At 59.3% G+C, this 13,794-nt stretch carries 14 protein-coding genes; 6 read left to right on the forward strand and 8 right to left on the reverse strand.

Features of this window, described 5'->3' with window-relative positions:
- Positions 1-3: 3 nt before the first annotated feature.
- Together BJF91_RS19090 and BJF91_RS19095 are read right to left on the reverse strand one after the other, a co-directional pair.
- Positions 4-1,140 (reverse strand): DUF2865 domain-containing protein, encoded by a 1,137-nt coding sequence (locus tag BJF91_RS19090; RefSeq protein WP_075616139.1) that lies wholly within the window; start codon positions 1,138-1,140, stop codon positions 4-6.
- Between the two features lie 207 nt (positions 1,141-1,347).
- The gene (locus tag BJF91_RS19095; protein WP_075616414.1) at positions 1,348-3,654 is read right to left on the reverse strand and encodes an NADP-dependent malic enzyme; all 2,307 of its coding nucleotides are present in this window, start codon (positions 3,652-3,654) and stop codon (positions 1,348-1,350) included.
- Positions 3,655-3,836: 182 nt separating this feature from the next.
- Between BJF91_RS19095 and BJF91_RS19100 the strand changes: the two genes are divergently transcribed.
- The 5 genes from BJF91_RS19100 to BJF91_RS19120 all read left to right on the forward strand — a co-directional run bounded on the left by BJF91_RS19100 (position 3,837) and on the right by BJF91_RS19120 (position 8,922).
- Positions 3,837-4,694 carry a UDP-2,3-diacylglucosamine diphosphatase gene (locus tag BJF91_RS19100; protein WP_075616140.1) on the forward strand — a complete coding sequence of 286 codons (858 nt, stop codon included), beginning with the start codon at positions 3,837-3,839 and terminating at the stop codon, positions 4,692-4,694.
- 173 nt (positions 4,695-4,867) lie between these two features.
- Positions 4,868-6,031, forward strand: coding sequence for an ABC transporter permease (locus BJF91_RS19105; protein ID WP_075616141.1), 1,164 nt, complete (start codon positions 4,868-4,870; stop codon positions 6,029-6,031).
- 9 nt (positions 6,032-6,040) lie between these two features.
- The gene (locus BJF91_RS19110; RefSeq protein ID WP_234801673.1) at positions 6,041-6,904 is read left to right on the forward strand and encodes an ABC transporter ATP-binding protein; all 864 of its coding nucleotides are present in this window, start codon (positions 6,041-6,043) and stop codon (positions 6,902-6,904) included.
- A gap of 6 nt (positions 6,905-6,910) precedes the next feature.
- Complete coding sequence (locus tag BJF91_RS19115; RefSeq protein WP_075616142.1) at positions 6,911-8,278, forward strand: MlaD family protein; 1,368 nt, start codon at positions 6,911-6,913, stop codon at positions 8,276-8,278.
- A 29-nt stretch (positions 8,279-8,307) separates the two neighbouring features.
- Entirely contained in the window at positions 8,308-8,922 is a 615-nt protein-coding gene (locus BJF91_RS19120; RefSeq protein ID WP_083943411.1) for an ABC-type transport auxiliary lipoprotein family protein, read from the forward strand.
- A 21-nt stretch (positions 8,923-8,943) separates the two neighbouring features.
- Here the strand turns inward: BJF91_RS19120 and BJF91_RS19125 are convergent, their stop codons facing one another.
- A complete protein-coding gene (locus tag BJF91_RS19125) occupies positions 8,944-10,368 on the reverse strand; it encodes an aminotransferase-like domain-containing protein (protein WP_075616143.1) in 1,425 nt (474 codons plus the stop codon).
- A gap of 229 nt (positions 10,369-10,597) precedes the next feature.
- On the opposite strand from BJF91_RS19125, the gene BJF91_RS25060 reads away from it, so the two are divergent.
- Complete coding sequence (locus tag BJF91_RS25060; protein WP_162843888.1) at positions 10,598-10,738, forward strand: DUF1127 domain-containing protein; 141 nt, start codon at positions 10,598-10,600, stop codon at positions 10,736-10,738.
- 83 nt (positions 10,739-10,821) lie between these two features.
- Here the strand turns inward: BJF91_RS25060 and BJF91_RS19135 are convergent, their stop codons facing one another.
- The 5 genes from BJF91_RS19135 to purC all read right to left on the reverse strand — a co-directional run bounded on the left by BJF91_RS19135 (position 10,822) and on the right by purC (position 13,665).
- Entirely contained in the window at positions 10,822-11,385 is a 564-nt protein-coding gene (locus BJF91_RS19135; RefSeq protein ID WP_075616144.1) for an acyloxyacyl hydrolase, read from the reverse strand.
- Positions 11,386-11,508: 123 nt separating this feature from the next.
- The gene (locus BJF91_RS19140) at positions 11,509-11,895 is read right to left on the reverse strand and encodes a hypothetical protein (RefSeq protein ID WP_075616145.1); all 387 of its coding nucleotides are present in this window, start codon (positions 11,893-11,895) and stop codon (positions 11,509-11,511) included.
- Between the two features lie 46 nt (positions 11,896-11,941).
- Entirely contained in the window at positions 11,942-12,616 is a 675-nt protein-coding gene (gene purQ, locus BJF91_RS19145) for a phosphoribosylformylglycinamidine synthase subunit PurQ (RefSeq protein WP_075616146.1), read from the reverse strand.
- A gap of 26 nt (positions 12,617-12,642) precedes the next feature.
- Positions 12,643-12,885 (reverse strand): phosphoribosylformylglycinamidine synthase subunit PurS, encoded by a 243-nt coding sequence (gene purS / locus BJF91_RS19150; RefSeq protein ID WP_075616147.1) that lies wholly within the window; start codon positions 12,883-12,885, stop codon positions 12,643-12,645.
- A 15-nt stretch (positions 12,886-12,900) separates the two neighbouring features.
- Positions 12,901-13,665, reverse strand: a complete 765-nt coding sequence (gene purC / locus BJF91_RS19155; protein ID WP_075616148.1) for a phosphoribosylaminoimidazolesuccinocarboxamide synthase — start codon at positions 13,663-13,665, stop codon at positions 12,901-12,903.
- Positions 13,666-13,794: the final 129 nt, after the last annotated feature.

The raw sequence follows: 13,794 nt of genomic DNA on the forward strand, positions 1-13,794 counted from the left end.
ACTCTATTCCTGCACGGGTTGAGCGCCTTGTAGGGCCGGATGCACAAGGTCGATCTGGGTGCTACTCGAGGGCAGGAAGGTCGGCCCAACCTTACGAACGCTCTGCCTGCCTGCATCATAGGGCTGGCTTTCTGACGCTGGCTTGGAGCCGTCGGGTTGCGCCATCGTGTTGAGAGGGGACTTGTCGGCAGCGCCCGGGGCTATCAGGGGTGAGGACGGTGCCGGCGTCGTTTTTCCTGAGGTGATCGAGATGATCGAAGATCCGCTAGTCGATGCCTGCACGGCATTGGCAGGTGCGCTTTCCGGACCCGCATGGGTACAGCTGCACTGGCCGGTGGCACCTGGCGCACGGCTGAGATAGGCGAAGGCATTTGGCATGTCGCGATAGGGTTGACCAGTGATTGTCGAGACCATGTCCTTGGCCTCTTCCGTCAGGCGCGAATAGTAGAGTTCGGTTTCTGTGCCGGGACAGAGCCTACTGCAGGTCTCGGCATCACGGCCGAAATCGCGCGGCGCCGTGCTTGGCGAAATCGGGAAAAAGCCCCCGTCGCAAGTGCGCACGCACAGCGTCCTGTAACCGCCCGAGCCAGATGGCAGCATCATGCCTTGCGAAGAGCCTGCGACCGGTGCTTCGCTACGAAGCGGATAGTCAGGATATACAGGCGCTTCGTAAGGGCGTGGTGTCGATTGCTCGTCCTCGGGCTCCGTCGTGACGGCGGCCTCGACCGCGTCGCAGCCGTTGGCCGACAGTTCCGTCAGGATCTCCTGCCGGCGGGGATTGACGCCGCCCTTCATGCTGACGGCGTTGCGCTCATCCAGCAGTTGTCGCTTGTTTGCTTCCATGGCGGCAAGGCTGTCCTGCAGCGGTGCGCAGATGTCTCGGCCATTGGCATCGAGCACGGCGATACTGGAAGAGCAGCCAGCCTGCTGCATGCTGCGCTGCAATTTGCGGATCTCGAAATCCTGGCGCGTCACCGCGCCTGAAAAGGCACGGACACCTTGGGCATTGCCGATTACGATAGGGGTTTGCGCCAGTTCGGCCCGCAGCGCCTCGCAACTTGCCGCCGCCCATGCTGGCTCGGCTGTCAGGAGGCCGATGCAGCAGGATGAGGCCAGAACAAGGGAAGCGATAGCGCGCATGCTGCTCCATGAATAAAAGGGCGAAAAATACGGTGTTTCTGACGTCAACATAGGGTAGGGGCGTTCAAACGCCAAGCGGCGTCCTTCGCAACAGCAATATTCGAGGTGGCGTGAATGAGTGCGTGTGGCAAAGTCGCATGAAAAAGGCCCCGGCTCTGATCAGAACCGGGACCTTTTTGTCGCTATATCGGTGGAGATGGATCAGCCTTAGGCCTGCTGATTTGCCTCAACCACTGCCAGCGCCGCCATGTTGACGACACCGCGCGACGTCACCGAACTGGAAAGCACATGTGCCGGCTGAGCCGCGCCGAGCAGGATCGGGCCGACATGCAGCGCGTCTGTCATCATGCGCACCAGACCGAGCGAGATATTGGCCGAATCGAGGTTGGGGAAGACCAGCAGATTGGCTTCGCCTGACAGCGTGCTGTCCGGAATAGCGCGACGGCGCAGGACTTCCGACAGGGCCGAGCCGCCCTGCATTTCGCCGTCTACTTCCAGATCAGGCGCTTCATGGCGCAGGATTTCCAGCGCGGCGCGCATCTTGCGGCCGCTTTCGCATTTGCGCGAGCCGAAGTTGGAATGCGACAGCAGCGCTGCCTTCGGCGTAATCCCGAACTGACGAATGGTCTGGGCCGCCAGAATGGTCATTTCGGCAATTTCCTCGGCAGACGGGTTTTCCGTAACGAACGTATCCGTCATGAAAAACGCGCCGCGCTGGGAAATCAGCAGGCTGAGGCCGGAGAAATCACGCACATTCGGCTTCTTGCCAAGGATCTGCCCTACGTCGTGGACGTGGCGGTCGAAACGACCTTCGACACCGCAGATCAGCGCATCGGCTTCACCACGTTTGACCGACAGCGCGCCGATTACGGTGGTATTGGTGCGCACGATGGTGCGGGCAGCCTCGGGATTGACGCCCGAACGCCCGACCAGCGCGACATAGTCTTCCACATATTCGCGGTAGCGGGGATCGTCTTCCGGATTGACGATGGCGAAATCGGTGCCGGGACGGATGCGAAGGCCAAACCGCTTCAGGCGGGTTTCAATGATCTGCGGACGGCCGATCAGGATAGGTTCGCCAATACCGTCTTCCAGCAGGACCTGGGCGGCGCGCAGCACGCGCTCGTCTTCACCTTCGGCAAAGATGACCCGCTTCTTGGCGGCATCCTTGGCATTGGCGAAGATCGGCTTCATCACGAAGCCGGAGCGGAATACGAACCGGCTCAGCGTATCGTGGTAGCTGTCGTAATCGGCGATCGGCCGGCGGGCGACGCCGGATTCCTCGGCGGCCTTGGCAACGGCAGGCGCAATGCGCAGGATAAGGCGCGGGTCGAAAGGCGAGGGGATCAGGTATTCCGGCCCGAAGGTCGGCGAGTCGCCGCTATAGGCCTTGGCGGCCACTTCCGAGATTTCTTCGCGCGCGAGGGCGGCAATCGCCTTGACGGCGGCCATCTTCATTTCTTCGTTGATCGTGGTCGCGCCGCAATCCAATGCACCGCGGAAGATATAGGGGAAGCACAGGACGTTGTTTACCTGGTTCGGATAATCGGAGCGGCCGGTGCAGATCATTGCGTCCGGACGTGCGGCGCGAGCCTCTTCCGGCATGATTTCAGGCTTTGGATTGGCAAGCGCCATGATCAGCGGGCTTGGCGCCATCTGCTCGAGCAGTTCCTGCTTCAAAACGCCGGCAGCCGACAGGCCGAGAAAGACGTCGGCGCCGCCGATGCTCTCGGCCAGCACGCGCTTGTCGCTGTCTTGCGCATAGATCTCTTTCCAGGGATCCATCAGCTCGTTGCGGCCCTTGTAGACCAGGCCTTCGATATCGTGAACCCAGATGTTCTCGCGCTTGGCGCCCAATGCAACCAGAAGGTTCAAGCAGGCCAGCGCCGCAGCACCGGCGCCCGAAGCGACGATCTTGACGTTACCAATGTCTTTTCCGGCCAGTTCCAGGCCATTCAGGATAGCGGCGGCAACGATGATCGCAGTGCCGTGCTGATCGTCATGGAAGACAGGAATATTCATCTTTTCGCGCAGCTGGCGCTCGATTTCAAAGCATTCCGGCGCCTTGATATCCTCGAGATTGATGCCGCCGAAGGTCGGCTCCAGCGACGCGACGGTGGAGACCATGCCCTCGACCGTCATGGCGTCGACTTCGATGTCGAACACGTCGATGCCGGCGAATTTCTTGAACAGGACAGCCTTGCCTTCCATGACTGGCTTGGAGGCAAGTGGACCGATATTGCCGAGGCCCAGCACGGCGGTGCCGTTGGAAATCACCGCGACCAGATTGGCTCGGGCGGTGTAGTCATCGGCAGCCTGCGGATTGTCGCGAATGGCAAGGCAAGGCGCAGCGACGCCGGGCGAATAGGCAAGCGCCAGGTCGCGCTGGTTACCAAGCGGCTTGGTCGCCTGTATCTCCAGTTTACCGGGGCGCGGATGCAGATGGTAGAACAGGGCCTGTTCGTCGAGATCGCCAGAGGCGGGCGCATTTGTCTTTGTCTTGTCGTCGGTCATGCTTCTTGCCGGTTCGTCGTTCATCTCTTCCCCCCTCATACAACAAATCGTTCCATGGACCAGAACATATTTCTGTGTGCGGTGGCAATCGCGCTCGCGGCGCGTGTCCCGGATGTCATCATCCTGAAACACGAGTCTGATTTTGAGGACAAGGAAACGCAGACCGTAAAAGGATCATTCCCGTGAGTGACGACACCGAAACACGGCATGTGAGAACCCTGTTCATCTCCGATGTGCATCTCGGCTCAAAAGCCGCGAAAACCGACTTTTTGCTCGATTTTTTGCGGGTTTATGACGCCGACACCATCATCTTGGTCGGCGATATCGTCGATGGATGGAGGTTGAAACGCAGTTGGTACTGGCCGCAGGGCTGCAATGACGTGGTGCAGAAGCTGCTGCGCAAGGCCCGCAAGGGTACGCGGATCGTCTATATCCCTGGCAATCACGACGAATTCCTACGGGGTTTTCCTGGGACCCATTTCGGTGGCATCGAAGTGCTCGACCGCATGATCCACGAGACCGCCGATAATAAGCGCTACCTTGTGTTGCATGGCGACCAGTTTGACGTGGTCGTGCGCAACGCCCGCCTGCTCGCCTATATGGGTGACTGGGCCTATGACATGGCCATCGCCGTCAATGTCGTGCTGGCCGCTGTGCGCCGCCGCCTCGGCATGCCCTACTGGTCCTTTTCCGCCTGGGCAAAGCTGCAGGTGAAGCACGCCGTCAATTTCATCGGCGAGTTTCAGAAAGTCGTTGCCGAGGAAGCACGGCGCAACGAAGTCGACGGCGTTATCTGCGGCCATATTCATCACGCCGTAATGGAAGACGTCGGTGGCATTCATTATATCAATACCGGCGATTGGGTCGAAAGCTGCACGGCCATTGCCGAGCATCATGATGGCACCTTCGAACTGATCGAATGGGGCACGCGCTATGATGCCGCCGCCCAGCCGCGCCAGTTGGCGCTACCGGAACCGATTCGCATGTTTCCTGTGGATAGCCCGGCAACCGAGACCAAGGCTGCCCGACTGGGAGTGTGAATTGGTTATCACGGATAAAAGTCTGTGAATCGAAGTGTTGCCGCGCGGTGACTCAACACTTTTCCCTGTAGGGATCGGTAGAATTGTCGCGTAGGAAAGATATATAGTCATCGTCAGCAAGCCAATGAAGGCTTGGCCTCTCCGTGAGTGATGGCTTTGAAAGTGTGTATGCTTTGAGTTCCGGTCAAATGGACAATGCCGCTGTCGATGCTGAACAGCTGGAGGGGCAGGCCGGAGAACGCTTCCGGCTGAGCGGCCCGTGGCGCAATACCACGCTTGATACAGTCATGCCCAAGCTTCTGAAGATGCGCGACGACTTCGAAAGCCGCGATCCTTCGGGCGGCTGCGTCGAAATCGACATTTCAGGCATTTCCACGCTCGATACGTCGGGCGCCTGGATCATCCGGCGCATGCAGCTCGGTGCCGGTGAGAAGAACGAAGTACGCATCGTCGGCGGTACGGACGCCATGCGCGAGCTGATTTCAGCTCTGCCGGAACAGCCGCCGCTACCAGATAAGATCGTGGTGCGCCGGCCACTGATGCAAAAGATTTTCGATCCGCTTGGCCACATGAGCGTCAATCTCATGCAGGACGTCCTGGCGATGAGCTATGTGCTCGGCTCGGCCGTGCGCGGCGCTCAATCCAAGGAAAAGCGTGGTGGACGCGCCTCGATTGCCTCGATCGTCAATCAACTCGATCACATGGGGGTGAGGGCCGTCCCGATCATCCTGCTGATGTCCTTCCTGATCGGCGCGATTATTGCCCAGCAGGGCGCTTTCCAGCTTCGCTATTTCGGCGCGGAAGTGTTCGTGGTCGACTTGGTCGGCATTCTGCAATTGCGCGAAATCGGCGTGCTCTTGACCGCAATCATGATTGCCGGCCGATCCGGCAGTGCGATCACCGCCGAAATCGGCTCGATGAAGATGCGCGAGGAAGTGGATGCGCTAAAGGTCATCGGCCTTAATCCTGTCGGTGTTCTGGTTCTGCCGCGCATTATCGCGCTGGTTATTGCTTTGCCGCTTTTGTCGATCATCGCCAATTTCGCAGCACTTTACGGTGCGGCTGTCGTGTCGCTCGCCTATTCCGGCATCACCTTCCAGGTGTTCGTCACCCGCCTGCATGACGCGGTGGACTATGCCACCTTCGCTGCCGGTCTGATCAAGGCGCCGTTTATGGCCGTCGTCATCGGCATCGTTGCAGCTGTCGAAGGCATGAAGGTTGGCGGAAGCGCAGAATCGCTTGGCCAGCATGTGACGGCATCGGTGGTGAAGTCGATTTTCGTCGTCATCCTGATGGACGGGCTGTTTGCCGTGTTCTACGCCGCGATCAATTTTTAAGGGGCTGCCGTGGAACCGCAACACGAGGACAACAACCCGACGATCGAGCCGCTCGAAGGCAGCAATGGCCGCGAGGCCGTGCTGTCCGTGCGCGGCCTGACCGTTGGATTTGGCGACAAGCTGGTACTCGATAATCTCGACCTCGATGTCTACAGAGGTGAAATTCTTGGCTTCGTCGGCGCCTCCGGCGCTGGAAAGTCGGTGCTGATGCGCACAGTGCTGCGGCTGTTGCCGCGCCGTTCCGGCCAGATCCATATTCTCGGCGCCGATTACGATGCGGTCAGTGCTGAGGAACGCTCCAATCTCGACACGCGGCTTGGCGTGCTCTTCCAGCACGGCGCGCTATTTTCGGCGCTGACGGTCAAGGAAAACATCCAGCTGCCGATGCGGGAATATCTGAAGCTGCCGAAGGTCCTGATGGACGAGCTTGCCTATCTGAAAATCCAGATGGTCGGCCTGCCCGCCGACGCCGGCGACAAATATCCATCGGAACTATCTGGCGGCATGATCAAGCGTGCGGCCCTGGCGCGCGCGCTAGCCCTCGATCCGGACCTTGTGTTCCTCGATGAGCCGACCTCAGGCCTCGATCCGATCGGGGCCGCCGAATTCGACGACCTGATCGCCCGGCTGCGTGATACGCTGGGCCTCACGGTGTATATGGTTACCCATGACCTCGACAGCCTGTTTTCGGTCTGCGACCGCATCGCCGTGCTTGGCCAGAAACGAGTCTTGGTTGAAGGACCGTTAACGGATATGCTGGCCTGCGACGATGCCTGGGTCAAATCCTACTTCCGGGGCAAGCGGGCGCGCTCCATTCCCAAACATCAGGACACGACGCGCGGTTCAAGCGCCAATGCCCGGACGAGTGATTGAGATCCTATGGAAACCAAAGCAAACTATACCATCGTCGGTTTTTTCACGCTTCTCGTGATCCTTGCGGCCTTTGGTTTCGTCTACTGGATGGCCGAATACGGCCGTGGCGGCCCGACCTATCCGCTGACCATCCGCATTCCCGGCTCCGCCAATGGCTTGAGCGTCGGCTCGCCGGTGCGGTTCAACGGTATTCAGATCGGTTCCGTCGTGGGCCTCAGCATCGACCGTGACGATCCGGCCTTCTCCATTGCCCAGACCGAAGTGCAGCAGGATGCGCCGATTCGTTCGAACACCAAGGCGGCGCTTGAAGTTCAGGGCCTGACGGGTGCGGCCTATGTGGAAATGTCCGGCGGGGTCGGCGGGGAAGATCTGTTGAAAAAGGCTCAGGACACCGGCAAGCAGGCGGTGCTTGTTGCTGATCAATCCAGCCTGACCAATCTTCTCGCCACGGCCGACAAGATCATGAAGCGCGCTGACGATGCGATCGGCAACGTTCAGGGCTTCGTTGCCGATGCACGTGGACCTCTGACCAATACGATGCGCAATGCCGAGACCTTTTCCAAGGCGCTGGCCGACAATGCGGACGGGATCGACAAATTCCTGAAGAGCGTCAGCGCTCTGTCGGATACGGTCACAGGGCTGTCCGGCCGGCTGGATTCAACGCTCGCTGCTGCCGAAGATCTGCTGAAGGCCGTCGACCGCAACAAGGTCAACCAGATCCTGACCAATGCCGAGACCTTTACTGGCAAGATCGCCGATGCCTCCGACAAGGTCGGCGTTGCCGTCGATAACTTCTCGGCAACGGCCAAGACCTTCAACGATTTTGGCGTCAAGGCTGAAGGTACGCTCGACCAAGTCAACAGACTGGTCGCTGCCATTGATACGCAGAAGGTCTCTCGTGTTGTCGATGACGTGTCCGTTGCTGTCGCCAGCGCACGGGAAGCGGCGGCAGATGTCCAGTCGGTGACGCAGACCTTCAAGGAACGTCGCCCTGATATCGACCAGGCGATCAGCGATTTCACGCAGCTCTCCAACCGCCTCAACAATGCATCGACCCGTGTCGATGGCATTCTTGCCAAGGTCGATGCGTTGCTCGGCTCCGACGACACCAATTCGCTGTCGGCCGAAGCCAAGCGCACGCTGCAGTCGATCCGAGCGGTGGCTGATAATCTCAACCAGAAGATCGGTCCGATTGCCGATAACCTGTCGAAGTTCTCCAGCACAGGCCTGAAGAACATCGAGTCGCTGGTCAACGACACGCGCAGCACGGTGAAGAACCTGGACGACACGATCAGTAATTTTGACCGCGATCCGCAGCGGCTGATCTTCGGCGGCGACAATGTGAAGCAATATGATGGGCGGACGAGACGGTGACCGGTATCTCGGCAGAAAAGGGACAGATGATGGGGTATTCTTTAGCGGTTCTGCGTCCTGTGGCAGCCTTGCGCGCCGCTTGCGCCCTGTCGATCGTCGGCGCAATTCTCGTTGGTTGCGGCACGACGCCCAACGACACCTATGACCTCGCCAGCATCAAGGCGGTGACGACCACTCAGGCTGCCCAGAAGCGTCAGGTGCTGGTTGCTGATCCGACGGCTTTGAAAGTGCTCGACAGCGACATGATAGTCGTGCGGGTATCAGGCACGGAAATGCAGTATCTGGCCAAGTCGCAGTGGAGTGACAAGCTGCCGCGCATGGTACAGTCGAAACTGGTCGAGGCCTTCGAAAATACCGGCAAGCTCGGCGGCGTCGGCAAGCCCGGGCAGGGGCTGGCGATCGACTACCAGTTGATCTCAGACATCAGAACCTTCGAAGTTGAAGCTGCCGGCGGCCGTCGCGCCAATGTTGAGATCTCGGTCAAGCTGCTCAACGACCGCAACGGCACCGTCATCGCGCAGAAGGTATTTTCCGCCAGCGTTCCGGCGCGCGGCGGCGATAACCAGGCCCTGATCAACGCCTTGTCGCAGGCTTTCGCCAAGGTCAGCGGCGATATCGTCAACTGGACGCTGACGGTTATCTGACATCAGCTGTGTCAAGCATCGTCACAATGTGGCGGTGCTGCCGACCGGTGTCTGGTCGAGAATTCTGCGGAGTGTGATCAACCCTGCCTCGGCGATGCTACGGTCACGGCCCTCGCTGAAGCCGGCGCGGATGTGGTGGAACACACGCGACGAACGAGCTGGCTTGAATTCGTCTTCGTCATCGACAAGCACGCCATTATCCAGCGCCGCCTGCTTGAAGGTGCCCGACAGCCACGGTTCCGGCAGTTTCAGCCAGAAGTAGGGCAGACGCGGATGCGACCGGAACTCGAACCCTGCAAAGAGTTGCCGCACGATCTGTTCCCGCGCCGCCAATTCCTCCAGAACCTTGAGACGTATCTCGTCGGCAGCGCCTGACAGCACCAGCCGTGCCGACAACTCTGCCAACAGGAAGGGCAGGCCGCCGCAGACCATTTTCTGAGTGACGCGCACCCGCTGGCTCATATGATCAGGGCAAGCAACCCAGCCGCCGCGCACGCCGGCCGCGACCGATTTCGACAGGCTGTTGAGAAGAAAGGTCCGGTCGGGTGCCAATTGCGCCAGGAGCGGAATGCCATCGCCGACCATGCCGCCATAGATATAATCTTCGATCAGCCAGACATTGTAGCGCCGGGCGATGTCAACGATCTCCTGGCGGCGCGAGAGAGGCAGGCAGGATAGCGTCGGATTCTGTCCTGATGACATGATGAAGGCGGCCTTGGGATGTTCGCGGGCACAGACCCGCTCGAAATCCTCAGGCAGGATACCGTCATGGTCCGATTCCACCAGCGCGATCTGCCGCCCCATCAGCATGCCGCTGCGGGCGATCTGTGAATAGGTCAGGTGCTCACACACGATCCGGTCGCCGGTGCCGCTGATCGCAGCAATCACCGCGTTCACACCGGCATGCACACCCATCTGTGGAACGATATTGGCAGGCTCCGGGCTCCAGTCGCCATTGGACAGCCAACGACGGCCGGCCTCCAGCCAGTTCGGCAGCAGCGTGCGGGTATAGCTGGCAATTTCGTCCGGCTGATCGCGGGCGATGTCGGTCATCAGTCTGCCGATCATGTCAGCCTGCCCAACATCGATCGCTGCAGTCGTGTCAAAGCGCAGCTTCCCTGGAGGCGGCGATAGTGTCCGTGTGCCGCCATAGGTGAGGGTCACGTGATCGCGGTGGACGTCAGCCGTGCCATCGTTGAGACCGGCTTGAACATATGTTCCGCGCCCAACTTCGCCCGTCACCAGCCCGCGCTCTCGTAAAAGAGCATAGGCGCGGGTAATTGTCCCGATTGTCACCTTCAAGTCATAGGCCAGATCCCGCTGCGGTGGTAATTTTGCCCCTGAAGTCAGGCGGCCGGCTTTGATATCCGCTTCAGCCTTGTCGGCGATCCGGATATAGAGCGGTCCCTCTGCGGTCGACAGGTCGGGCACCCAATGTGTTACCATGACAATTATCCTTATTGTCAGTATTCTCTACCCAATTGTATCTATCTATATGCGGATGACAACCCCGCAATAGGGAATTTTGGGCAGCCTGACGGTGATTGAAATGGTGACAATAGATACAATTCCGGCGCGGTCGGAAAGCAGCAGCGGGCGTGGCATCTCAGGTGGAGCAGGCACGCAGTGGGTTCGGGCAAGTTCGAGCAGACCGATTCGAGCAATCGGTGTACTGATGTCCGAGCTCGCACTCTGGTACCGTAAGCGCTGCTCCCGTCGGGCTCTCGCGGAACTCGACGATCATCTGCTGCGCGATGTTGGTATCACACAGCACGAAGCGCGCAGGGAACTGCGTAAGTCGATCTATCTCTTCTGATCGAGAATGATCGAGGCGACCGTGGTCCGGTCGGCTATATAGAGGCAGAGGAGGCGAAATGTTATTCGCTCTCGCCTTGTCTTTTAGAATTTGTAGCCGACCATGACACCAGCACGGGTCATTCCATCATTCGGATCGCAAAGATCGGCATTTGAAGCGTGTTCGATCTGGCCCATCACGCTCCACGTCTGGTTGATCCGGTAACCGACTGCGGCATATTCGCGGAAAAGAACCCGGCAGCCGAGATCAGGGCCGTTGCGATGACGATCGTCGATCGCCCCGTCGTGGATGACGCCGCCGAAGCCAGCTTCGATGAAGGCCTTTGAGGAAAACAGATTGGCTGTCCAACTCAAGCCGGCATAGGCTTGGTTGTTGATGTTGTCGGCACCGATTTCCCCACCGACATGGACCCTGGGGCGCGACAGGCTGTCGAGAAAGCCGGTGGCGGCATCATGGCCGAAGGGATCGAAAAACAGCGTCACTTCGCCGGCCGCACCATGCTCATGGCCCTGGATGGAACTGACCGCACCAAAGCGAAGTTCGTCGAAAAGGTGCTCGTCGGCAAGGGCTGCCTGGGCGGTGAAAACAGAGGCCAAAAGCCCGGCCATAATAGATGTCTTCACAGCAGACAGCGCAATCATTTGCATAAAAAATCCTCATCCGAATCACTATGATTCGTCCGGGATCAATCTGCCAATTTTCGCTGGAAAACACAGTGACGAAATGGTCACTAACACCGTTAATCGCTAGGGGTCAAACCGCAGAGGGTCTCAATGGCAGGCGGAGGAGCCGTTGGCCCAACGTTTGACGTCGGCGGAGACCCGGCCCGCAAGCGGCTCGTCCATCATAGGACCAAAGGCCTGCAGCTTTGCCGGAGAGCCCTGTGCCATGACGACCAGATGCGGTCGGATATCGCCCGTGCCCTTACGCACAAGCAGGATGCGCGGCTGGCCGGAATAGGATGTCAGCTCTGCATCCATCCGGTAGGCCTTAAACGCAGGATCGCCCGAGCGGAACCAGCAGGACGAGGCATTGACCATCACCCGTTCCATGACGTCAAGAGCGGATTGCGGCCTGACGGAGGCGGGCGGAGTTGGCTTGCACGCGCCAAGCGCGGCGAGGCCGGCAAGGGCAATCAGCATCAGAGGTTTGCGCATCAAAAGGACCGGATCTGCTTGGGGGCGAAGTATCAACAGCCGGATCTCAGGCCGCGGCGATAACGTCGAGGGCGGATGCGAACAGGCCGCGTCCATCATTGCCGCCATGCGCGGCCTCGATCAGGTTTTCTGGATGCGGCATCATGCCAAGTACATTGCCCTTGGTATTGATGACGCCGGCAATATCGTTGAGCGAGCCGTTCGGATTGGTGCCCTCGGCATAGCGGAACACCACCTGTCCATTGCCTTCGATGGCAGCCAGTGTCTCGGCGTCGGCAAAATAATTGCCGTCGTGATGAGCGACCGGGCAGCGAATAATCTGGCCCTTGGCATAGGCGCGGGTGAAGTCCGTCTCGTCATTGGCGACTTCGAGCTTGATCTCGCGGCAAACGAATTTCAGCGACGCGTTGCGCATCAGCGCGCCCGGCAGCATGCCGGCTTCGAGCAGGATCTGGAAGCCGTTGCAGACGCCGAGAACCTTTACGCCCTGTTCGGCCTTGGCCTTGATCGCCTGCATGACGGGCATGCGTGCAGCAATGGCGCCGCAACGCAGGTAATCGCCGTAGGAGAAGCCGCCGGGAATGACGATAAGGTCGACATCCGGGATCTCGGTTTCCGTCTGCCAGACGGTAATCGGAGCCGTGCCTGAAATCTTGGTCAGCGCCGCGATCATGTCGCGGTCGCGGTTCAGGCCAGGCAGTTGGACGACGGCGGATTTCATGGCGGCGGCTCCCAGGTCTCTTTGGTTCAGGCGATCGAGATCGCGTAGTTTTCGATCACCGTATTGGCCAGCAGCTTCTCGCACATGGCCTTCAGGGACTCTTCTGCGGCAGCCTTGTCAGTGCCGTCGAGCGTCAGGTCGAAGACCTTGCCCTGGCGGATCTGGTTGACGCCGTCGAAGCCGAGTGCGCCAAGCGCACCTTCGATGGCCTTGCCTTGCGGGTCCAGAACGCCATTTTTCAACGTAACGGTGACGCGAGCCTTAATCACGATATGTCTCCAGAACTACTTGACCAGAACCGGCCCGGTGCCGCGAACGGGTTCGTTTTCATTGATGATGCCGAGGCGGCGCGCCACTTCCTGATAGGCTTCCAGCAAGCCGCCCATATCGTGGCGGAAGCGGTCCTTGTCCAGTTTCTCGTGGGTTTCGACGTCCCAAAGGCGGCAGCTGTCGGGCGAAATTTCATCGGCCAGCACGATGCGCATCATGTCGCCTTCATAGAGACGACCGCACTCGATCTTGAAGTCGACGAGCTGGATGCCGATACCAAGGAACAGGCCCGACAGGAAGTCGTTCACGCGGATGGCGAGCGCCATGATGTCGTCAAGCTCGGCGGGATTTGCCCAGCCAAAGGCTGTGATATGCTCTTCCGAGACGATCGGGTCTTCCAGCGCATCCGACTTGTAGTAGAATTCGATGATCGAGCGCGGCAGGACCACGCCTTCTTCGATCCCAAGACGCTTTGACAGCGATCCAGCGGCGACATTGCGCACGACGATCTCAAGCGGAATGATTTCCACTTCCTTGATCAACTGCTCGCGCATGTTGAGGCGGCGGATGAAGTGGGTGGGAATGCCGATCTTGTTCAGGTGCGTGAAGACATATTCGCAAATGCGATTATTCAGCACGCCTTTGCCGTCGATGACGTCATGCTTCTTCTTATTGAAAGCGGTCGCATCGTCCTTGAAAAACTGGATCAGCGTGCCCGGCTCAGGACCCTCATACAGGATCTTGGCCTTGCCTTCGTAAATACGGCGGCGACGGTTCATGACGGTTTGTCTCTATTCTTGGCGTCGCACATAAGACGCTCGGTCTATTGGGGACGCTCTGTCTACTGGTTGAGGCGGTCCATAAAGGAAAACGCGGCTTTTCACAATCCGGCTCTTGCCCCTTCCTTG

This window comes from Gillisella taibaishanensis (assembly GCF_001938985.1).
GTDB classification, from domain to species: domain Bacteria; phylum Pseudomonadota; class Alphaproteobacteria; order Rhizobiales; family Rhizobiaceae; genus Allorhizobium; species Allorhizobium taibaishanense.